Origin of the sequence: Sphingobacterium sp. B16(2022) (genome assembly GCF_012030425.1) — a bacterium.
GTDB classification, from domain to species: Bacteria; Bacteroidota; Bacteroidia; order Sphingobacteriales; family Sphingobacteriaceae; genus Sphingobacterium; species Sphingobacterium anhuiense.
Genome location: NZ_JAAUVN010000002.1, coordinates 1,027,380 through 1,049,755, shown reverse-complemented (window position 1 = coordinate 1,049,755; position 22,376 = coordinate 1,027,380). Strand labels below are relative to the sequence as shown.

Annotated in this window: 21 protein-coding genes; 16 read left to right on the top strand and 5 right to left on the bottom strand. The window is 35.6% G+C overall.

The genetic code is table 11. The features are described 5' to 3' along the window. The first annotated feature begins 199 nt into the window (after nt 1-199). Nucleotides 200-2,791, top strand: coding sequence for a DUF5686 and carboxypeptidase-like regulatory domain-containing protein (locus HCX49_RS14485; protein WP_168127466.1), 2,592 nt, complete (start codon nt 200-202; stop codon nt 2,789-2,791). Between the two features lie 57 nt (nt 2,792-2,848). Here HCX49_RS14485 and HCX49_RS14480 read toward each other — a convergent pair whose 3' ends face one another. Together HCX49_RS14480 and HCX49_RS14475 are read right to left on the bottom strand one after the other, a co-directional pair. Next, nucleotides 2,849-3,484, bottom strand: a complete 636-nt coding sequence (locus HCX49_RS14480; RefSeq protein ID WP_132844744.1) for a hypothetical protein — start codon at nt 3,482-3,484, stop codon at nt 2,849-2,851. 86 nt (nt 3,485-3,570) lie between these two features. Further along, complete coding sequence (locus HCX49_RS14475; protein WP_168127465.1) at nt 3,571-6,489, bottom strand: FAD-binding and (Fe-S)-binding domain-containing protein; 2,919 nt, start codon at nt 6,487-6,489, stop codon at nt 3,571-3,573. Between the two features lie 162 nt (nt 6,490-6,651). On the opposite strand from HCX49_RS14475, the gene HCX49_RS14470 reads away from it, so the two are divergent. The 6 genes from HCX49_RS14470 to HCX49_RS14445 all read left to right on the top strand — a co-directional run bounded on the left by HCX49_RS14470 (nt 6,652) and on the right by HCX49_RS14445 (nt 12,005). After that, nucleotides 6,652-7,170 carry an FUSC family protein gene (locus HCX49_RS14470; RefSeq protein WP_132772694.1) on the top strand — a complete coding sequence of 173 codons (519 nt, stop codon included), beginning with the start codon at nt 6,652-6,654 and terminating at the stop codon, nt 7,168-7,170. Nucleotides 7,171-7,377: 207 nt separating this feature from the next. Next, entirely contained in the window at nt 7,378-7,851 is a 474-nt protein-coding gene (locus HCX49_RS14465; protein ID WP_021189230.1) for an Lrp/AsnC family transcriptional regulator, read from the top strand. Nucleotides 7,852-7,871: 20 nt separating this feature from the next. Continuing rightward, nucleotides 7,872-8,939 carry an EamA family transporter gene (locus HCX49_RS14460; protein ID WP_168127464.1) on the top strand — a complete coding sequence of 356 codons (1,068 nt, stop codon included), beginning with the start codon at nt 7,872-7,874 and terminating at the stop codon, nt 8,937-8,939. 91 nt (nt 8,940-9,030) lie between these two features. After that, nucleotides 9,031-9,795, top strand: a complete 765-nt coding sequence (locus HCX49_RS14455; protein WP_232789236.1) for a 5'-nucleotidase C-terminal domain-containing protein — start codon at nt 9,031-9,033, stop codon at nt 9,793-9,795. Continuing rightward, on the top strand, nt 9,770-10,729 hold the full coding sequence (locus HCX49_RS14450; RefSeq protein ID WP_168127463.1) for a metallophosphoesterase: 960 nt from the start codon (nt 9,770-9,772) through the stop codon (nt 10,727-10,729). Before HCX49_RS14455 ends, HCX49_RS14450 begins: the two co-directional genes overlap by 26 nt. Before the next feature lie 64 nt (nt 10,730-10,793). Then, complete coding sequence (locus HCX49_RS14445; protein ID WP_132844751.1) at nt 10,794-12,005, top strand: MFS transporter; 1,212 nt, start codon at nt 10,794-10,796, stop codon at nt 12,003-12,005. A 122-nt stretch (nt 12,006-12,127) separates the two neighbouring features. On the opposite strand, the gene HCX49_RS14440 is transcribed toward HCX49_RS14445, so the two are convergent. Together HCX49_RS14440 and HCX49_RS14435 are read right to left on the bottom strand one after the other, a co-directional pair. Continuing rightward, entirely contained in the window at nt 12,128-14,038 is a 1,911-nt protein-coding gene (locus tag HCX49_RS14440; RefSeq protein WP_168127462.1) for a class II glutamine amidotransferase, read from the bottom strand. Nucleotides 14,039-14,136: 98 nt separating this feature from the next. Further along, complete coding sequence (locus HCX49_RS14435; protein ID WP_168127461.1) at nt 14,137-14,634, bottom strand: peroxiredoxin family protein; 498 nt, start codon at nt 14,632-14,634, stop codon at nt 14,137-14,139. A gap of 146 nt (nt 14,635-14,780) precedes the next feature. Here HCX49_RS14435 and purN point away from each other — a divergent pair, with 146 nt between their 5' ends. Both purN and HCX49_RS14425 read left to right on the top strand, forming a co-directional pair. After that, entirely contained in the window at nt 14,781-15,353 is a 573-nt protein-coding gene (purN, locus tag HCX49_RS14430) for a phosphoribosylglycinamide formyltransferase (protein ID WP_132772684.1), read from the top strand. Between the two features lie 50 nt (nt 15,354-15,403). After that, nucleotides 15,404-15,583 (top strand): hypothetical protein, encoded by a 180-nt coding sequence (locus HCX49_RS14425; protein ID WP_132772682.1) that lies wholly within the window; start codon nt 15,404-15,406, stop codon nt 15,581-15,583. Between the two features lie 7 nt (nt 15,584-15,590). On the opposite strand, the gene HCX49_RS14420 is transcribed toward HCX49_RS14425, so the two are convergent. After that, on the bottom strand, nt 15,591-16,826 hold the full coding sequence (locus HCX49_RS14420) for an MFS transporter (protein WP_237682806.1): 1,236 nt from the start codon (nt 16,824-16,826) through the stop codon (nt 15,591-15,593). Nucleotides 16,827-16,916: 90 nt separating this feature from the next. Here HCX49_RS14420 and HCX49_RS14415 point away from each other — a divergent pair, with 90 nt between their 5' ends. From HCX49_RS14415 to HCX49_RS14385, 7 genes are all read left to right on the top strand, one after another. Beyond that, nucleotides 16,917-17,396: a DUF4442 domain-containing protein gene (locus HCX49_RS14415; RefSeq protein WP_021189716.1), complete on the top strand. Its 480-nt coding sequence runs from the start codon at nt 16,917-16,919 to the stop codon at nt 17,394-17,396. A 61-nt stretch (nt 17,397-17,457) separates the two neighbouring features. Then, entirely contained in the window at nt 17,458-17,886 is a 429-nt protein-coding gene (locus HCX49_RS14410) for a hypothetical protein (protein WP_021189715.1), read from the top strand. A gap of 1 nt (nt 17,887) precedes the next feature. Beyond that, the gene (locus tag HCX49_RS14405) at nt 17,888-18,535 is read left to right on the top strand and encodes an SCO family protein (protein ID WP_021189714.1); all 648 of its coding nucleotides are present in this window, start codon (nt 17,888-17,890) and stop codon (nt 18,533-18,535) included. Nucleotide 18,536: 1 nt separating this feature from the next. Then, nucleotides 18,537-18,962: a c-type cytochrome gene (locus tag HCX49_RS14400; protein ID WP_168127460.1), complete on the top strand. Its 426-nt coding sequence runs from the start codon at nt 18,537-18,539 to the stop codon at nt 18,960-18,962. Nucleotides 18,963-19,266: 304 nt separating this feature from the next. After that, nucleotides 19,267-19,854, top strand: a complete 588-nt coding sequence (locus tag HCX49_RS14395) for a TetR/AcrR family transcriptional regulator (protein WP_132772678.1) — start codon at nt 19,267-19,269, stop codon at nt 19,852-19,854. 4 nt (nt 19,855-19,858) lie between these two features. Further along, complete coding sequence (locus tag HCX49_RS14390; protein ID WP_031288119.1) at nt 19,859-21,187, top strand: TolC family protein; 1,329 nt, start codon at nt 19,859-19,861, stop codon at nt 21,185-21,187. 25 nt (nt 21,188-21,212) lie between these two features. Further along, the gene (locus tag HCX49_RS14385; RefSeq protein ID WP_168127459.1) at nt 21,213-22,358 is read left to right on the top strand and encodes an efflux RND transporter periplasmic adaptor subunit; all 1,146 of its coding nucleotides are present in this window, start codon (nt 21,213-21,215) and stop codon (nt 22,356-22,358) included. The last annotated feature ends 18 nt before the right edge of the window (nt 22,359-22,376 follow it).

Below are 22,376 nucleotides of genomic sequence, written 5' to 3'. Positions count from 1 at the left end.
AAACAAATGTACTGCTATTCAACAAGTTAATAGTCGATTAATAAAAATAGTGAAGTTAAAAAATTGTAAATGTTTTATTAATTCTTAATTTTTTATTTCTTTTGCATACAACTTATTAGAACTTTTAAGTTAAAAAGTCAGAAATTAAGATGGTGTTATAACACGTATCGGTAATTTGTGATATAATTAATGTAAAATTATGGAATACCAACGTAGTAGCAGTACAATTGCAAAAACACTATTTTTACTGGCATCAGTCATGTTAGTAAGTATTACTGCAGCATTAGGCCAATTAAAAACAGTACAGGGTATCGTTAAGGACAGCAAGACGAAACAACCGATTGGCTACGCGACAGTTGCTGTTGTTGGAGCACCTGCAGCCCCCGGCAATGCTACTTCGACTGAAGAGTCTGGACGGTTCACCTTAAAATTTCCAAAGAATTATGTGAAAATCCGTGTATCAAGTGTTGGGTATGATTATAAAGATGTATTTGTTACGAATGACGAGACGCAACAGATCGAGGTATTGATGGAATCTCAGGACAATACCCTTGACGAGGTTGTAGTCAGAGCAAAAAAGAGAAAGTATACAAACAAAGATAATCCTGCTGTCGCATTGATCCGTAAAGTAATCGAAAATAAAAGTAAAAATAGATTAACAGGGCAACAATTCGCGCAGTATGACCAATATGAAAAGATCTCTTTAGGACTGAGTAATTTGTCAGAGAAATTTGTAAACAAGAAAATATTCAAAAATTACCAATTTCTTTTTGAAGTAGATGATTCGGCTAAAACTGCAAATAAATATCTATTGCCTGCTTTTATGGAAGAGAAACTTTCAAAAGTATATTTTCGTAAGGACCCTAAAAAAACAAAACAATATATCATAGGAGAGCAACGTGCGCAATTTGATCCCAAATTTATTGATAATGATGGTTTAAGTGCATATTTCAATAAACTTTATGAGACAGTAGATATTTACGATAACAATATCACGCTGGTAACGAATCAATTTTTAAGTCCAATCGCCAACTCGGCTCCCACATTTTACAAGTTTTTTATCACAGATACGATAAAAACACAGCAACCGTGGTTAGTTGAACTTAGTTTTTTTCCACGCAATAAAGCGGACATGCTTTTCAAAGGCCAGTTATATATTACACTGGATGGTAACTATGCTGTACAAGGTGCTAATATGACTGTCGCTGATGATATCAATTTGAACTTTGTAAGGGACATGAATATTGAACTAAAATTTGATCAGGATGAGAGTAAAAGATTCTATTTAAGTCAAAGTACACTTGGTATTGATTTTTCTTTAACAGATAAAGGAACAGGTATTCGTGGTAATAGAACTGTCAACTATAAAAATTATAAAACTGGCGTTGTTCAACCGGATAGTATTTATAGTGGTCCTGAAACGGTAATTGCTTACAATATAGCAGATGGAAAGGGTACTCGAAAACTTTTTGATACGCAACGTCAAATTCCTTTAACGAAAAATGAGCTGAATATTTATCATAATATCGACACCCTGCAACAGATTCCTTCTTTTAAAACCTTTATGGATATTGCAGCTTTGGTATTATCGGGATATAAACAGGCTGGTCCTGTTGAAATTGGTCCGGTAAATACTTTTTATAGCTTTAACCCTGTCGAAGGATTTAGACTACGTGTTGGTGGTAGAACTACAGAATCATTCAGTAAAAGGTTTTATGCTGAATCGTATGCAGCATATGGATTTAAAGATGAAAAATGGAAATACTTTTTAAGCGGAACTTATGCTTTCAACAATAAGTCTGTTTATTCATTTCCACAACACTACATCCGGGCATCGTTCCAACGTGACACCAAGATTCCTGGTCAAGCTTTAGAATTTATACAAGAAGATAACTTTTTGCTATCCTTCAAAAGAGGTGATAATGAAAATTACATCTATAATGATGTTTATCGCGTTGATTATAGAAAAGAATTTGAAAATCGCTTAAGTATTGGATTGGGATTTAATGCAACAAAACAATCGCCAGCAGGATCTTTAAGGTATCAGATCATAGATGATAATGGTCAAACTAAAGTGTTCAACGAAATCAATTCAACGGAGTTATCAGTAAATATTCGCTACGCTCCGAATGAACAGTTTTATCAAGGAAAGCTTTATCGTACTCCTATATTTAATGAATACCCTATTTTTAACTTTAACTACACGGCTGGACTTAAAGATGTATTCAAAGGCGAATATAGTTATCACAACTTTAACGTAGGAGCATTCAAAAGATTTTACCTGAGCCAGTTCGGCTATGCAGATATTGATGTCGCAGGTACTTATATTGCTGGTAAAGGAATTCCATTTCCTTTCTTAACGATACACCGTGCGAATCAGACTTATGCATATCAGCTTAATTCTTACAATTTGATGAACTTCTTGGAATTTGTCAGTGACCACCATGCATCCGCTAACATCCAATACTACATGAATGGTTTCTTGTTAAACAAAATTCCTGGTATTAAAAAGCTAAAACTTCGTGAAGTATTTAGTTTTAAAGCTGTATACGGTGGGCTTCGAGATGAGAACAACCCAGATCATTCTGACAAAGTATTTGACTTTCAGAAAAATGCTGACAATATACAATCTTCGTACACCTTTGGATCGGATCCATACATGGAGGCTAGTGTTGGATTGTCCAATATTTTCAAAATACTTCGCGTAGATTATGTCCGGAGATTAAATTATCTTGATCACCCAGGTGCTCCTAAATCGGGCATAAGGGCTAGAATAAAATTTGATTTCTAACATAAAAAAGGCTTTCTAATAATAGAAAGCCTTTTTTTTATAATATGATTTTAAAGCTTATTTACCTTCCAGTGCGGAAATAAACGGAGCGCGGAATTTAGGATCTTTCTCTTTAAATTCTAAAGATTTTTTATACGTATCAATGTTGAAAAACATTTCAGCCGGTTCCCCTGACTTTTGCTCTAAAAATAATTTAAAGCTATAAGTTGCTGTTTTATCAAGATCAGCATTTACTTTATTTGAAGAGAAAACTGTCGGTATCAATGTTGCACTTGCGAAAGGGCCAGAAGCTGGTACTTCATATATTTTACCCAATGCTTTTATAAAAGCATCACTCTCTGCACCTAAAGAAGAAATTTTAATTTTACCTTTTGTAAAACCAACATCTTCATTAGCGACATCATCAATAATTCCGGCAGGGATAAGATTTACGACTTCTACTTTCAATCCAACAGTATCTCCTTTGAAGGTACTTTTAGCCGTATAGATGTAACTAGAATCCGTTTTTACATCATCAACAATACGTAAGAAAAGATGTTTATTATTAGTGACAGGTCCATCAATGGTCAATTCCTCAATAGGAATGTTACTTTTTTTTGATTTATCGCCACCTTGTTGGTTTTGGGTAGTGTTGCCACATGCTGTCGCAAAAGCTAACGCAGATAGAACAGCAATTTGATTTATTTTTCTCATCTTTTTCAGTAATTATGTTTATCAGTAAAATCGTTTACTAAAACTAACGATTTTTACTGATAAACAAATAAAATAGATTGATTGTTTTACTTAATTAAAGCATCATATAAGATTTCTACAGGGTGGTAAGAATGTCTTGCCGCTCCATCTTTAATCTGGTGCCGGCAAGATGTACCTGCCGCAGCAATCCATGTAGAAGAATCCGTATTTCGGACAGTAGGCAACAAAACCAATTCTGCTACTTTCATCGAGATGTCGTAGTGTTCTTTTTCATAACCAAATGATCCCGCCATACCACAACAGCCTGATGGAATCACCTCTACTTGGTAGTTTTGAGGAAATGACAAGACTTTCTCTGTTGTTTCTACTAAATGAAATGCTTTTTGATAGCAATGTCCATGCAACTTAATTGTTTTCTCACGCGTACTGAACTGCTCTTTTTGAATACGGCCAGCTTCAATCTCTTTCAGTAAAAACTCATCAAACATCAATGCATTTTTAGCTACTCTACTTGCATCTTCATAGAGATCCGAATCTACCAAAGAAAGATATTCATCTCTAAAGGTAATGATACCCGATGGTTCTATTCCTAATAAGGGGGTCTCCTCTGTTATTAGATCTTTCAAAAAAGTAATATTTTTATTAGCGATCTTCTTCGCTTCTTTAACCAGACCTTTTGAAAGATAAGTTCGGCCACTCTCAATATGTTTTGGAATAATCACTTCATAGCCTAAAGCAGTTAGTAATTTATATGCTGTAATACCTATTTCGGCATCGTTATATTCTGTAAATTCATCTGCGAATAAGTATACACGCCGCTTTGCATCTGTCTTGTATTTCTGCTTTCTCACCCATTGTGACAATGTAGTACCAGCTACCAACGGCAGTGATCTCTTAGGGGCAAAACCAATGGTTCTTTTTACAAGGCCCGCTAAAAAGTCATTTTTGACAACAAAGTTGTATAAGGGCGCTACCAGTGATCCTAATTTTTGAGATTCTGTGAAATTTGCAATCACTCGCGACCGGAAGGGCACACCATGCTCATCGTAATAATGTTGTAAAAACTCGGCTTTCATCTTAGCTACATCAACACTAGAAGGGCATTCAGTTTTGCAACCTTTACATGATAAACATAAGTCCATCACTTCTTTTAATTCTTCATGGTCAAACCGGTTCTCTTTTGTTGAATTTGTCAAAAATTGACGCAACATATTGGCACGAGCGCGTGTCGTATCCTTTTCATCGCGTGTAGCCATAAAAGAGGGGCACATCGTTCCACCGGTAATTTCTGTTTTTCGGCAGTCACCTGATCCGGAACACTTCTCGGCCAGACGTAGGATACTTTCCTCTTTCGAAAAATCGAAATAGGTCTTTATCTGTGTTGTATTTTTATTATTATCATAACGGAGATGGGTGTCCATTGGTGGTGTATTTACAATCTTATTGGCATTAAATACGCCTTTAGGATCAAATATTTCTTTAACCTGCTCAATGAGTTTAAAGACTTTTCCTCCTAAAACTTTCTCAATAAACTCACCTCTCAGACGACCATCACCATGCTCACCACTTAAAGATCCATTGTATTTTAAAACTAAATCTGTTGTCTTTTCTAAGATCGAGCGAAAAGTTTTTACCCCCGATTCTGTTTTTAAATTAACAAAAGGCTCAATATGGAGTTCTCCTGCTCCAGCATGCGCGTAATAAGATGCGTGAACTCCCTCTGCAATCAATAAATTTTGAATATCTGCTACATATGCAGGTAAATCTTCCGGAGAAACCGCACAATCCTCAATCAAATTAACCGGCTGACTATCTCCGGGTAAATTACGGATTAACCCTAAACCCGCCTTCCGTACATCCCAAACCAAATTGGTCTGCTCACCTGTTATATATGGATAAGCATAACCCAAATGCTTTTGAATCAACGCGGCCTTCAATGCCATCGCCTTTGCTTCCACTTCATCTGGCGTATTTCCTCTGAACTCCACTATAAGCAAAGCTTTGGGATCACCTTCTATAAAAAAACGATTATATTGATAAGTGGGGTGCCCGACAGTAAAATCCATGATATACTTATCGACAAGTTCCGAGGCTTCGGGATTATGTGACAAAGCAATCACATTACCTTCCATACACGCAATCATATCGTCAAAGTGGATACATAGGAGACCTAATTCTTTAGGCGGTAATGGTAATAATTGCAACTTGGCCTCTGTAACGATCGCTAGGGTTCCTTCAGAACCAGCTAATAGACGGCACATATTGAAAGGAGCAGTTTTATCTGATACCATATCCAGTGCATATCCTGTATTTCGTCTTGTTATCGACCGTTTGGGATATCCCGATGCTATTGCCTGCATATTTTCTTCCACTGTCAACATCGCATTCAATTCGCGGTAAATTGCACCTTCCCTATCTTTTTGTATTAATTTCTTGAAATAAGATGCTTCGTCCAACGCTTCAAATACGACCTCAGACTGATCATCTAATATGACATTCGCTGTTAATAAATTTTGACGGGTATCGCCCCATACAATGGAATGTAATCCGGAGGAATTATTACCGATCATTCCACCAATCATCGCACGACTTGCTGTTGAGGTTTCTGGACCAAACATGAAGCCAAATGGTTTGAGGTAATGATTGAGATCATCACGAATAACACCAGGTTGCACACGCACCCATTGTTCTTCGACATTTAATTCAAGTATCTTATTAAAATACTTCGAGATATCCATAACGATACCATTTCCAACAACCTGACCAGCTAAGGATGTACCTGCTGTCCTCGGAATAATCGTAATGCCGTTTGCAGATGCAAACTGTATTAAAATTTTGATATCTCCACTATTTCTGGGAATCGCTACAGCTAAAGGTAGTTCTTGGTACACGGATGCATCAGTGGAATAGGCAAGACGGATGGTATGGTGATAAGCAGAATCATCATAATACAAGTCCCCCGTTAAAGATTGCGATAATTGATCTAAAGAAATATTTTCCTTCACAGTATGGTATAATTTGTATCAACAAATCTAACTATTTTAAATAATGAAAAGAATTGATAATGCAAGAAAATGAAAAAACAATATTAAACATGCATAAAAACGCATGTATATGATTTTTTGATGCTGCAAATAAGATGTACTTTTGCAGTAAAATATTTTAAGATGCGTAAAACCCTCATGCGATATAGCCTTCACTCCGACTTCATCATCTATCTGATTCGTATTTTGATCGGTTTTTCTATTGGTTACTTTTTATATATCAGCTTTCCTGAATATTCAGCAATATGGGCTTTAATTTCTATTGTTTTAGTGATTTCTCCGGATGATAATGAAGCAACAAAAATTGCTTTTGATAGAACTAAGTCTAATTTTATTGGTTCGGCGACGGGTATACTGTTTTATTTTACCAATCTTCCTCAGATGTGGTCTATGCTTTTGGGTGTCATCACATCCGTCGCTATATGCAGGTTATTCAATATCCTAAGTGTGGCCCGTACAGCAATGGTAGCCATGATCATTGTCGTGGTTCATGAACATCAATTAAAGTCATATGTTGCCGCACTCGATCGTTTTGCCTGTGTCACTATTGGTTGTCTCATAGGATTGATTGTCACTCTTAGCACCAGTTATATCATTAAAATATTACGTGAAAAATACTCGATGGAAACCTTTAGCGAATAATATTCGATGAGACACCTAAAATACCAAAGATAATTCAAAAGAACACAAATGCCCTAATAATCAGATTATTAAATAAAAAAAACTAGTACTCAGGCTAGTGAAAAGACTATTTTTTCTAAAAAAAATAACCTCGCAAATAGAATTATATTCTGAATTTAACTAAATAATTTGAATATTATTCGAAATATCACTACCTTTGCATTCGATATGACAAAAGTAGAATATAATTTAGATCATGTAGATTTCAAAATCTTGCGTTTAATGCAGGATAATGCTCGAATCAATAATGCTGATATAGCAAGAGAGCTTAGTATGGCTCCTTCTGCGATTTTAGAACGTGTTAAAAAATTAGAGCAAAAAAATGTAATCCTACAATACAACGCCAAGATAAATCCAGCGGCAATTGATCAGAAATTACTATCGTTTATATTTATCAAAGCGAACGATATAATTGGAGAACAGAAAGTCGGTATTCTTCTAGCAGAGATACCCGAAGTGCAGGAAGTGCATGATATTGCTGGAGATGATGGTTACCTAATCAAAGTTCGGACGGCTGATTCTACTGCGTTAGTCGATTTGATGCGTAACACTTTGGGGAAAATTGAAGGAATAATTTCAACAAGAACCACAATTGTTTTGCAAACAGTGAAAGAAGAACAACAATTAGTTATACCGGAATAATTTAGGAAAGGAATAGAGAGATGTTAAATAATAAAGTACAACAAGCAAGCCCTTTAATGATCGTACTCGCGTATGCTGTCGTATACATTGTATGGGGGTCGACTTTTTTCTTTATTGAAAAAGCGCTTCACAGTTTCCCGCCATTCATTTTAGGATCTTTTAGGTTTATTACTGCAAGTATTTTGCTGATGGGGTACTGTGTATTGAAGGGTTATAAAATATTCAACAAGAGAGCAATCCGCGATTCTATTGTTGTCGGATTTTTACTCTTATTTATTGATATGGGTGGTCTTATCTGGGCAGAGCAATATGTTTCAGGTGGTGTTGCAGCGATTATTGCGGCAGCAGCGGCGATTTGGTTTGTTATTCTTGATAAACCAAAATGGAAAGAAAATTTCAGCAGCAAATCTACCATCGCTGGTTTGATTTTAGGCTTTGCTGGTGTTGTTTTACTCTTTGTAGAGCAAATCATCGCAAGCAAATCTTCTGCAAATAAAGAAATAACCGTTATTGCTTTAGTGATTATGGTGCTTGGATCTATCGCCTGGACTGCAGGTTCATTATATTCCAAATACCAGAAGAAAAGCCAGCAAGAAGAGACGGAAGATTTACATGTCTCCGTAAAGACTGCATGGCAGATGATTACAGCAGGTGTATTATTTACAATTGTTGCCAGCTTAAATGGTGAATTTGCTCATTTTAGTTTTCAACAGGTCACGCCTATCGACTGGTTTAATATATCGTACTTAATTGTTTTTGGATCTATTTTAGCATTCAGTTCTTACATCTGGTTGCTATCAGTAAGACCTGCTACGGAAGTAAGTACATATGCCTATGTTAATCCTATTGTAGCATTGGTATTAAGTTACTTTTTCAGTAGCCATGCCGTGACATACATACAAGTAATAGGCCTAGTTATTATATTGGTTTCCGTATTGCTGATGAACTGGAAATTATATAAGAATAATAAAATGGTTGCAAAAATCACAAAAACTACCATTGCAGATCGTCGGAAATCAATACGATTGAGAAATCAAAGAGATGCAGTGGTCAGAAAAGACATTAAAAAACCAGAGATTGCCAATTAGAAAAAGCGCCTTCTTTTGCATATTGATAATAAAAGCTTAACAAAAATGTTAGGCTTTTATTATCTACATTTGTACCGAAAACACTTATTACATGATGAAACTTACTATACATCAACTTCAATATGTAACCTTCGGGTTTTTAGCTATTTTACTTAGCACATCTTGCAGCAAAAAATTAAGTCCTGTCCAAAAGGACTTTAAGCAATACGAGATCAATAAAAGCACCGTTGAGGATACCGCGATCGTAGCTATTTATAGTCCCTATAAAAAGCAAATGCAGGCAGAGATGAACCGGGTAATCGGCTTCTCGGAAGTTGCATTGACTAAAGAAAAGACTCCTGAAACTTTAATGGGAAATTTCTTTACACAAGCGCTATTGGTTGCCAGTGAAAAAATCAACAACAAGGCTGATATCGCTTTTGCAACAAAGGGCGGTATTCGCAATGAAATAAAAGCGGGAGATATTACTGTAGAGAGTGTTTTTGAGGTTATGCCATTTGAAAATCAGCTTACAGTGATGGAGCTGAGCGGTGAACAAATTGAACAACTCGCCAACTTTATAGCGGCAACAGGGGGGCAACCTGTTTCAGGAATTACCTTATCTATCCAAGACAAAAAGCCAATAAATATTCAGGTACAGGGAAAAGATATAGACAAAAATAAAACCTATAAAGTAGTCACCTATGATTACCTAGCGAATGGAGGAGATAATTTAGATTTATTTACACATGCGCTTAAAAGAACTGATTATCCTCAAAAAGTAAGGGAAAGCTTGATGGACTATATTTCCAGCTTTACAAAAAATGGTCAAAAAATTAATATGCAATTAGATGGAAGAGTTAAAATCATTAAATAGAAGAGGCTTTATAAAGACTGCCGCAGGCCTTTCTGCAGCAGTAACCTTTGGTACGTTACCATTCTCATCATTTGCAGGTTCAAAAAAAATAAAATTAACCATTCTACATACCAATGATGTTCACAGCAGAATTGAACCCTTTCCTATGGATGGCGGTAGATATCAAGGATTGGCAGGAGTTGCGCGCAGAAGTACACTTATCAAAAAAGTAAGGGCTGAGGAAGATCATGTTCTTTTGTTGGACGCAGGCGATATGTTCCAAGGTACTCCCTATTTTAATCTGTTTGGAGGGAAATTAGAGCTTGACTTAATGACCAAATTGGGATATGATGCGGGTACATTTGGTAATCACGAATTTGACAATGGGTTAAATGGGCTTATCAAATATCTGGATCACGCCAAATTTCCTTTTTTAACGGCAAACTATGACTTCACAGGAACAGTGCTGGAAGGAAAAACACAAGATTATACCATCTTCAAAAAAGGTGGAGTGAAGATTGGTGTTTTTGGTTTAGGGGTAGATATTGAAGGGCTGGTTGATCCGAATAATTTCAAAGGCATGAAATACCTGGATCCAATTCTTGTTGCGAACCGTGTGGTCAAAGAATTAAAGGAAAAGCATAAATGTGACCTTGTCATTTGTCTATCTCATTTAGGGTATCAATACGAAAGTGAGAAGGTATCCGACCTCGTATTAGCTTCCAAGACTAGTGATATCGATTTAATCATTGGTGGACATACGCATACCTTTTTGAAAGAACCTACTTTTGTAACGAACTTAAAGGGAACAAAGACAGCCGTTAACCAAGTGGGTTTTGCAGGAATAAACTTAGGAAGAGTTGATATTATTTTTGAACCTTCGACAGGTAAAAAGAATATGTTAGCCTCAACTTATGAAATTAACAATTCTATCGAAGCATCCCAATTAGTTTAAAAATAACATTTTTATCTAGCCAAAGGGATATGATTTATTCCTTTGGCTTTTTTTACATATTCACTTGAAAAAACTTTTATCCATCTATATCGGATCCTTCAAAGGGTTATCGCGCTCCGCATGGTTGCTCGCAATTGTAATGCTTATCAACAGAATGGGAAGCATGGTAATCCCATTTTTAGGAATTTACATGACCCAGGCTCTTAATTTCAACATTAAGCAGGTTGGTCTTGTTCTGATGTGTTTCGGCTTTGGATCTGTTTGCGGTTCATATGTAGGGGGTTGGCTGACAGATCGATTTGGGAGTTTTAAAGTCCAGCTACTCAGTTTGACATTAGCAGCTCCCCTATTTCTGATCACTCCTTACTTCAGGACTGTCGAGTCTTTAGGTATAATGATCTTTATTTTGAGTGCTGTCTTTGACGCATTCAGACCTGCCAACTCGGTTTCGGTCGCAAGCTATGCAAAACCTGAAAATATAACACGTGCTTTTTCATTGAATCGATTAGCGGTTAACCTGGGGTTTTCAATTGGACCTGCGGTTGGTGGCTTTTTAGCAGGGATATCCTTTAACTGGATATTCTACGGAAATGCAATGGCGGCAGCAGTGGCAGCGGTTGTCTTTTTTCTATTTTTCTATAAGAAGGAAAAAAACAATTTAAAAACTTTAAAAACAGCACCTGTTACCACGACATCGCAGCATAAAAAAGAACGAAATCCATATAAAGATAGTCCATTTATCATCTTTAATATCCTTTGCTGTATATTCTCATTATGTTTTTTCCAACTCATATCGACACTTCCTATTTTCTATCGTGAAGTGCATCACTTAAATGAACATGAGATCGGATTTTTAATGGGCTGGAGCGGTTTAATTATCGTTCTTTTAGAGATGTTTATTGTACATATTGCAGAAAACAAATTGACCATCACAAAAACATTGGTAATCGGAACACTTTTCTGTTCTATATCTTATGCCATGTTCAATATACATGCAGGAGTATTCATGCTCTATGTTACTTTTTTCGTGTTTGGCATCGGCGAAATGTTAACACTGCCTTTTATGGCAACTGTAACCATAAACAGGTCAACAGCCAAAACACAGGGAGCTTATATGGGCTTCAATTCATTAGCCTTCTCTGCTGCGAATATTTTTTCACCGCTTTTAGGGACAAATATAGTTGGATCCTTTGGATTCACAGCACTTTGGTGGGCTACCTCTGCCGTTCTCGCGTGTACAGCAGTAGGATTTTACTTTGTTTTGAAACGTTTGTAGCAGTTCTAACGAATAGGTATACAATCGATTATTTTAGATTAAAATTGACTTAAAATACATATTATAGAAAAGGCCCGATATATAAATATCGGGCCTTTTCTATAATATGTATTTCGCTCTTATTAACTGCTGAAGTAAGCTCTTACGTTCTTACCTTCTACCCAGTTCATAAATGCTTTATTAACAACTTTATTTCCTCCAGGAGTCGGATAATTACCAGAGAAGTACCAGTCACCTTTATGATCAGGACAAGCAATATGTAAATTATCTAAAGTCTGGAAAATCACTGTTACTTCAGCTTTCAAATGATGTGGCGTAATGATTCTCGCAATTTCATTTGAAATTTCATCATCTGTAAAGGGTTCGTAGATAGCTTTGACATAATTTTCTATGTCGTCAATATCTGCTGTTATCGAAACCAAACATTTTTGATATACTTCATCAATAATATGTGCTAAACCACGTTGTCTTAATAACGATATAGCCGCTTCAAAAGCAACAAACTCACCCATTCTAGACATATCGATACCGTAACAATCTGGGTAACGAATTTGCGGTGCTGATGAAACAATTACAATCTTCTTCGGATTCAGACGATCTAAAATTGTTAAGATACTTTGTTTTAAGGTTGTTCCTCTTACAATTGAATCATCAATCGCAACGATTGTGTCTTCATGATCTTTAACAATTCCGTAAGTTGTATCGTATACATGCTGTACCATATCAGTACGATCAGCATCTTGCGTAATAAATGTACGTAACTTAGCATCTTTCACATTCAATTTCTCAAAACGAGGATGAATGCTTAAAATATCTTCTAACTCACCGTCATCAATCTTATCCGCTCTATTTAATAAGGCATCCTTTTGAAAATCTCTAACGTAGGTATTGATACCATCCATCAGACCGTAGTAAGATACTTCAGCCGTATTTGGAATAAAAGAAAATACCGTGTTCTTAATATTATTATCAATTGCATTTAATACTTGCGGACATAAAAGGCGACCTAATTTTTTGCGCTCTTTATAAATATCAGCATCTGAACCTCTTGAAAAATAGATACGCTCGAAAGAACATGATTTTTGCTCAACAGGCTCTCTAAACATTTCTTCGGTAACTGTCCCATCTTTTTTTGCAATCAACGCATGTCCAGGTTTAATTTCCTGCACTTTATCAATAGGAATATTAAATGCAGTCTGAATAACTGGTCTTTCCGAAGCAACAACAAGCACTTCATCGTCTTTATAATAGAAAGCAGGACGGATACCGGCAGGGTCGCGCATAACAAATGCATCTCCATGACCAAATATACCTGCAATCGTATAACCACCATCCCAAGTTTTTGCTGAACGCGTTAAGATCTTAGGAACATCCAAGTTTTTTGCAATCAGAGAACTGATTTCAATATTAGAATAACCTTCTTTCTTAAACTTGTCAAATAAATCCTGGTTTTCGTCATCTAAGAAATGTCCAATTTTTTCCAATACAGTAACTGTATCTGCCTTTTCTTTTGGGTGTTGACCTAGCTCGTACAACTGTTGCAATAATTCGTCAACATTTGTCATGTTAAAATTACCGGCAACAACCAAATTGCGAGACATCCAGTTGTTCTGTCTTAAGAAAGGGTGACAACTTTCAATGCTATTTTTACCATGAGTACCGTAACGCAAATGACCTAACAATACCTCTCCGGTAAAACTAACATTATCTTTTAACCATTGTGTATCTTTAGATTCCTCCGGATATGCCTTGTGTACAGATGCAAACTTCTTTTGTACATATTCAAAGATATCAGCCACAGCACTGGATCCCATCGCTCTGTAACGAGAAATGTACCGATTTCCTGGCTTTACGTCGAATTTTATGGTCGCAATACCCGCACCATCTTGGCCACGGTTGTGTTGCTTTTCCATCAATAAGTACAATTTGTTTATGCCGTAGTAAGGCGTACCGTATTTTTCCTGGTAATAAGAAAGGGGCTTTAACAGTCGAATAAGTGCAATACCGCACTCGTGTTTAATTGAGTCGCTCATATCTTGATTTGATGTCGCAAAAATAGCAAATATTTATAATTAGTTGTATCAAAAAAAGACTCTTGTATTTAAAAATTACAACTAGAAGACAAGCAAAACTATTTGATTAGCTGTTGCAAAGCTACTTGCAATACCTTAACATCATCAACACCATCTAAATGTTTTAATAATTTGTGTGTTTTTGCATCGTAGATATACAGTGAAGGTGTTTGTGTAGGTTTAAATAAGCTGATAAACTGTCCATTTTTATCTAAAATAAAAGACACGTTAGGATGAGGTCTCAATTTCTTTGCAAACATATTTATAAATCCTTCCACATATTCGACATCATTCATGGCAACAAAGTAGAATTTAATATTTTTAAACGCCTGTAGCTGATCCGCTATCCCCGCCCCCATTTTCTGACAATGACTACAGCCCGTGTCATAGTAATTAAAAATGATAAGTCCCTCCTTTGGTAAATCGGACGTTTTAAAAGATTTACCGGTAAATACCTCCTGAAGAGAAAAATATGGGATCTGTGCAGGCGCCTGAGCACTGACCCGCTTTGTTGGTATAAGTAAAAAAGTAATTAGTATTAATGTAAATGTTTTCATAAGCTTAAAAATAAAACAGTATTGCCAAAGGTTAAATATACGAGTCAAATTGTACACATAACACCAAGCTGTTAGTTTATTTACAAAAAATAACGTAAGTTTGGTTGATTAACTTTTTTTAGAACGTCACTTAACACAATTAAACTGTGAAAAAACGTATTGCCATATTTGCTTCAGGTTCTGGTTCCAATGCCCAAAAAATAATGGAGTATTTTAAATATTCTGAAGATGCCGAAATCGCTATCGTATTGAGCAATAATGCTGATGCATATGTTATCCAAAGAGCTGATAATTTTGAAATACCTGTCCACGTATTTGACCGAAATGAATTTTTCAGATCGGACGAAATTGTTAAAATGTTAAAAAACTTAAACATTGACTTAATTGTACTTGCAGGATTCCTTTGGTTAGTTCCTAATAATCTTTTACAAGCTTTTCCCAATAAGATTATTAATATCCATCCAGCGCTGTTACCTAAATATGGTGGCAAAGGTATGTATGGTGATCATGTTCATAAAGCCGTATTGGCAAATAAAGAAACAGAGCATGGCATAACAATTCATTTTGCAAATGAGCATTTTGATGAAGGAGAAGTAATTTATCAAGGCCGCTTTAAAGTAGAGCCTCATGACACTTTAGAGGTAATTAAGTTTAAAGGACAACAATTAGAACATCAGCAATACCCTAAAGTAATTGACAACTTACTAAAAAAGATGTAATTTAACGTTTTTTATTTAGACTGCTTATAAATAATATATATCTTTGCATTATGAATACTTCAGAATTGCAAGGAACAGAATTTCAAGATACATTCTCAAAGGAGAAAATAGATTTTTGTGCTGATACAAAAGCATCAAGTCCGTTTTCTCCTTTTTCATGTGCTTGTTTCAAAAAATGTTGTAAGAAATATAAAAAAGGGAATCGTTGCGGCAAATGTCCAAAGCGCTAATTTTTGCCTATTCTTCTTCCAGATAATTCAGATCTTTATCAAAGCTCTCTTCGAGCTGTGTTAATGCATATATAGCAATTCCTGATAATAAAAATATCATCATAAATGCGGCTGTAATAATACCCAAGTGATTGACAAGAACACCGTACAATATTGTTGAAGGGATCAGTGCTCCACGAACAAAGTTAGGTGCAGTAGTGGCCACTGTAGCTCGCAAATTCGTCCCGAACTGTTCTGCAGATATGGTGACAAAAGTTGCCCAATAACCTATACCAAGTCCCATAAAAAAGGAAAGCCATATAAATTTAGTCTCAGACAAACCATCACTTAATAAGTACAATGAAGAACTTACGAGGATAATTATTTGACACAGTAAAACGACTTTCTTTCGTGATTTCAAAACCTGAGCTAATAAACCTGCCAGTAAATCCCCTAAAGAAATCCCCAGATAGGTGAACAAAACTCCTTTTCCAGCACTAAGAACAACTGGCGCATGTAGCGCTTTACCAATCTCTGGAGCCTGAGTAACAAGTACGCCTACCACAAACCAAATCGGTAATCCGATGCACAAGCAGTATAAATATCTTTTAAAACGACGTTTATCAGTGAAAAGCATACTAAACTTACCCTTCACTACTGTTTTCTCTTCTGCTGTTTTAAACAAGCCAGACTCGAGTGCCCCTACCCGCATTAACAGTAACAACAATCCCATACCACCGCCAACAAAGTAAGCAGTTCTCCAATCATATTGTTCAGATATAAAATATCCTAAAACGGCGCCTAAGACACCAACTGTAGCAACCAGCATGGTACCATACCCTCGTTTAGATTTATGCATGCTTTCGCTAACTAAGGTAATACCGGCTCCCAATTCACCCGCTAAACCAATACCGGCAATGAAACGAATGATACCGTACGTCATCACATCATGTACAAAACCATTCGATATGTTCGCCAATGAATACAGCAAAATCGAACCAAACAAGACTTTCAATCGCCCAAACTTATCACCAATGATCCCCCAGATCACACCTCCAATCAGTAATCCACCCATCTGCATATTTAATACAAACTCCCCCTCGGAACGCATATCCGCAGGAGAAACACCGATTTCTTCAAAAGATTTTACACGAACAATCGAAAAGATAATGAGGTCATATATATCAACAAAATACCCCAATGAGGCAACAAGAATAATAATCCAAACATTCTTGTTTGAGGACATTTCGGGTTGGTTAGCCATATTTTATTTTTTTATAAAAATATCATTGTGGAACCATTTTTACAAATCAATTAGCAAACGAATTTTAATTTATTGTATTACATTTGCACCATGTTGTATAGTCCCAAATCCCTAAAGTGGTTATTAAGAATTTACCCGCCATTTTTATTCCAACGCATATGGGTCAAAAAAATTCATACAGACTTTCAAGGTGTGGATGTAAAAATTATCAAAAGTATTTTCAATAAAAACTCAAACAGTACCATATTTGGTGGAACAATTTTTTCAGCAGTTGATCCTTTTTATGCGATTCTTATTGATCAGCGCTTACAATCGCATGGATTTAAAAAAACTGTAGCTTGGCTCAAATCAGCATCCATTGAATATAAAAAGCCTGGCTTGACCAATCTTAGATTTTCGATCAAAATAACTGACGAGGATTTTAATGAATGCATGGATACACTTAAAAACAGAGGTCGGATCATTAAGACATTTTCTGTAGAAATTGTGAACGATCAAAATGAAATTTGTGCCATTGCGAAAAATGAAATCTATATTCGTGACCTGAATTTTACATACACCAGAGTATAATAAGCTATTATCTTCTTTATCTATTTGGTATCTTTGTCGGTAACAGACAAAATATTTCAATATGAAAAAATTAGCTTTTTTAGTTGCGTCAGCTTTTGCAATAACTTCATGTGCCAATAGCTCAAATACAAATAATCAAAATGATTTAGCGAAAACACAAGAAGAAACCATGAAAATTCATGATGAGATCATGCCGCAAGTAAGTATTTTTGATAAAGATGCAGTTACTATCGATTCAATCCTCACAAATCTTAGTGCTATAAAAACAGCTAAACCTGATCTAGATACAACAAATACTCGACAAGAATTGTCTCAGTTAAAAAGCAATCTCGAAGATGCAACAGATCATATGATGGATTGGATGAAAGACTATAGTGCCGATTCAACGACAGTAGATTATGCTAATCGCGAATTGACTAAAGTAAAAGACATGAAAGCAGTCTTTGATCGTGTATCAAAAGAGAAACAAGAAATCTTAAAAAAGTATTAATATGTTAAAATCAATTCAGATTGGTGCTTCTTTTCTTATTGCACTAACAACATTTACAATATCTAGTTGTCAGTCTAATACAGTTACACTTCCTATTTATGGTCAACGTGAACCAGTAGAGAAAATTATAGATGGTAAGACGGTTATTGATACCCTATACCATACCATCCCCCCTTTCAAATTTCTAAACCAAGATAGTGTCTATATAACGGATAAGAATTTTGATAACAAAGTGTATATCGCTAATTTCTTTTTCACTCATTGCCCAAGTATATGCCCTACTATGAATAGAAATCTGTTGAAAGTATACGAGCAATATAAGGATAGTGATCAAGTTTACTTTTTATCACATAGCATTGATTTCAAATATGACCAGCCACATGTCTTAAAAGAATATGCCAATAAATTGGGTGTTAGCAATGATCATTGGAATTTTGTAATGGGATCAAAAGCTGATATCTATGGAATTGCAAACCAATACCTGGTCTACACAGCAGAAGACAAAAATGCGCCAGGAGGATACGATCATCAAGGATATCTGGTATTAGTAGATAAACAAAAAAGAATACGCGGTGCTTATGACGGTACTAATGATGAGCAAGTTGCGAAACTACAAAAAGAACTTGCTATCCTACTCGAAGAAAAGTAAAATGATAAAACTATATCTTTTAGGAGTATTGATCGCTCTATATTCTTTATGCTCGATAAGCAGTTGCCAGTCAGGCAAAGATATAAAGACAGCACAATATGCCGTAAATGGACAAAAAATATATATTAATCATTGTAAAAATTGTCATGGCGATAAGGGTGAAGGCTTAGGCCTATTATATCCACCATTAACCGATGTAGAATTTTTAACAAAAAATAGAGATCATTTATCCTGTATTGTTAAGAATGGACTAGAAGAAGAAATTGTAGTTGCGGGCAAAACATTTAACACTAAAATGCCAGCGAATGAAATCTTGACCGACATCGATATCGCCTATGTTTTAACCTATATTACCACAAATTTTGGTAAGCAAGATAAAATATTCAGTCTAGAAGAAGTTCAGATGAGTTTAAAAAATTGCAAGTAGGACATTCCATGATTTAAAGAAAGCTTAGTTAATCAACTAGGCTTTTTTTGTGTTGGTACCTATTTAGGTAAAAAAAGAAAGGTTTTCAAACGGGGAGAATGAAAACCTTTACTAACCAATTATAAACCTAAATTATGATGGTACAAATATAGGCCATGCAAATTGATTAGCAAACCAACTAAATGTTAAAATATGTTAACAGCGGAAATGCGAATAAATAGATGTCTGCAATGAATAAAATATAGTTTTTCATTACAATATTTTGACATTTAGATTTGATTAAAATTTCTACATTTGGAACCGAATGAACGTTCAATACACAAAAAATAATTCTAAAGTGATTTCCATATTTGAGACCACACTTCGGTTGATCAAAGATCATGGATTTCATGGCACAGCGATGAGCAAGATAGCTCAGGAAGCTGATGTCGCAATCGGTACAATCTATCATTACTTCCCATCGAAAGATGATTTGATCGTTAGCCTGTTTCAATACTGTGGCGACACTTTAAATGAAGCAATCTTTGGATCGCTGGATGATAAATTGACTTATAAAGACACTTTTTTTCATATATGGAAAGGCTTTGTAAAATTTTACAGAGAACATGTAGAAATGTTCAGTTTTTTTGAACAATTTTACTCATCTCCTTATTATAAGGTGAACAGTTATGAAACAAATGAATCTATTAGTGGTCAAAGTAATATACTTAAATTCTTAACAACAGGAATCAATAAAGGCGAATTAAAAGACACCAATGTAGAAGCATTAGCTTGCGTCTTCTTTGGAACTGCTGTATCAGCAATTAAAGGAGTGAAACACAACAAATTAAAATCAAATGAAAGCATCGAAGATGTTGTAAACATCATTTGGGATGGAGTTAAAAATAAATAATTTTATGAAGTTTAGACAAATAGCCTTTTCTTTGGCAGCCATGACTACAATATACAATGTTAGTTATGCCCAACAAACAGGCAATGAGACGTTACCTGCTAAAGCAAATTTGCAGCAACTCATTGACTATGCCCTTAGCAACAAGATAAGTCTGAAACAGGCTGCAATTGATGAGGAAATTGGCGAAAAAGATATCGACATTGCCTTGTCTGGCTGGTTGCCACAGGTAAACGCTAATGGTTCTTACAACTACAATGTTAAAGTTCCCACCTCTTTTATAGGTGGACAGAACATTGCGTTAGGACAGAAGAATGCTAGTGCTTTAACCTTACAGGCTGATCAACAGATTTTGAATCCGGCACTTATGCAAGCTTCAAAAGCGGCAACACTTATCCGTCAATCCAATAAGCAAAACACTGAAAGTCAAAAAATCAACACAGTGGTTGAAGTGAGTAAAGCTTACTATGATATTTTAACAAGTGAAGAGCAGATCAAAATTGTTCGTGAAAACATTGCTAGACTTCAAAAACAATATAACGACGCTAAAGTACGCTACGAAGTTGGTATGGTTGACAAAACCGATTTCAAAAGAGCTCAAATTGCGTTAAGCAATGCAAATGCGGACGAAAAGCGGACTATTGAATTACGCCGTTATAAATATGATTATTTAAAAAATTTAATAGCAGTTGATCATAAAGTTGATATTACATTATCTTTTGAGAATGCGAATATGGAAAATCAGATTCTGATTGACACAACTTCATCTGCTAGCGTAACCAATAGAATTGAATTCCAACAATTGGAAACGTCCAAAAAAATGCAAGAATTAGAAACGCAATACTATAAATGGACCTACCTCCCAAATGTAAGCGCATTTTATAACTATGCATTTAATTACAGAAATAACAAATTTAAGGATTTGTATAATGACAATTTCCCAAGCTCTGTAGCTGGATTATCTGTATCTATTCCAATTTTTCAAGGTTTTAAAAGAAAGCATCAAATCAATCAATCCAAACTACGCGAAAGTAGAATTGATTTAAGCATGGAAGATTTGAAAAATCAAGTCAACACAGAATATGCACTTGCAACAGCTTCATATAATGCCAACCTAATTGATTGGAAAACATCAAGAGATAATGTTGACTTATCTAAGGAAGTCTATGATACGATTAAGTTACAATATGATGAAGGTATTAAAACTTACTTAGACTTAATGACAGCTGAGACTGATCTTAAAACAAGTCAATTGAATTATTTAAATGCACTTTATGCACTTCTATCGAGTAAGCTAGATGTTCAAAAAGCATTAGGAACTGTAGATACAAAATAAACAACATTAAGAAACCAAGAATATCATGAATAAAAAACATTTATTAGCAGCTTTTTTTATTGGGACTACGCTAATCTGGCAGTCATGTGGCAATAAAGATGCTCAGAAACAACAGGCTGCACAGCAAGCAGAACGTGTTGTACCTGTTTCCATAGCAACTGCCACAGAAGAAATTGTCACAGGAAACCAAACATATCCAGCTACTGTAAAACCCTTAAATGAAGCTGATTTATTTGCTGAAGTTTCTGGTTATGTAACGCAAATATTTGTAACTGATGGAGCATCGGTATCCAAAGGTCAAAAATTATATGAAATTGACGGCACTCGCTACACTGCGGCTTTAGATCAAGCCAGAGCAAATCTTAAAATTGCACAATCTAATTTGGATCGTGTGCAAACAGATTTAAACCGTTACCAAGCATTAGCAGATAAAGATGCGATCGCAAAACAAACTTTAGATTATGCTAAAACAGATCTGGCAAATCAAAAAGCGCAGATCTTAGGTGCACAAGCTGCTGTAACAACAGCACAAACAAACTTAAATCGTTCAACTATAAGAGCGCCATTCGCGGGTATTGTAGGTATATCAGATGTACGTCTTGGGGCTTTGGTTAATCCTGGAACTACACGATTAAATACGGTATCTTCAATCAATCCTGTGGCAGTTGAAATCCAAGTGAGCGAGCGTGATATCCCTCAATTTGTAAACTTACAAAAATCAGGTTCTGCAGCACAGATCGGCGCAGTATTACCGGATGGAACGGAGTATACAGCTCCAGGAAGAATTGCCACTATTGACCGTGCAGTTGATCCACAGACAGGAACGATAAGAGTACGTGCTAATTTTGACAACCCTGGTAATGTCTTGAGAGCTGGAATGAATCTATCTTTAAATATCAAGACGAATTCAGCAACTGAAGAAATTGTTATTCCTTATAAAGCTGTTCAAGATCAGTTGGGAGTATTTAACGTGTATGTTGTTGGTGACAGCAGTAAAGCTGAACAACGTAAAGTTGATCTAGGTTTAAAATTAGGAGATAAAGTAGTTGTAAAATCAGGCCTTAAAGTCGGTGAGAAAATTGTTGTTGATGGTATCATGAATGTGCAAACAGGTGTAAAAGTTGCTGAGGCTCCTGCTGCTGCACCTGATGCCGCTGCACCAAAAAAATAATTTTCACAGACTTTATAA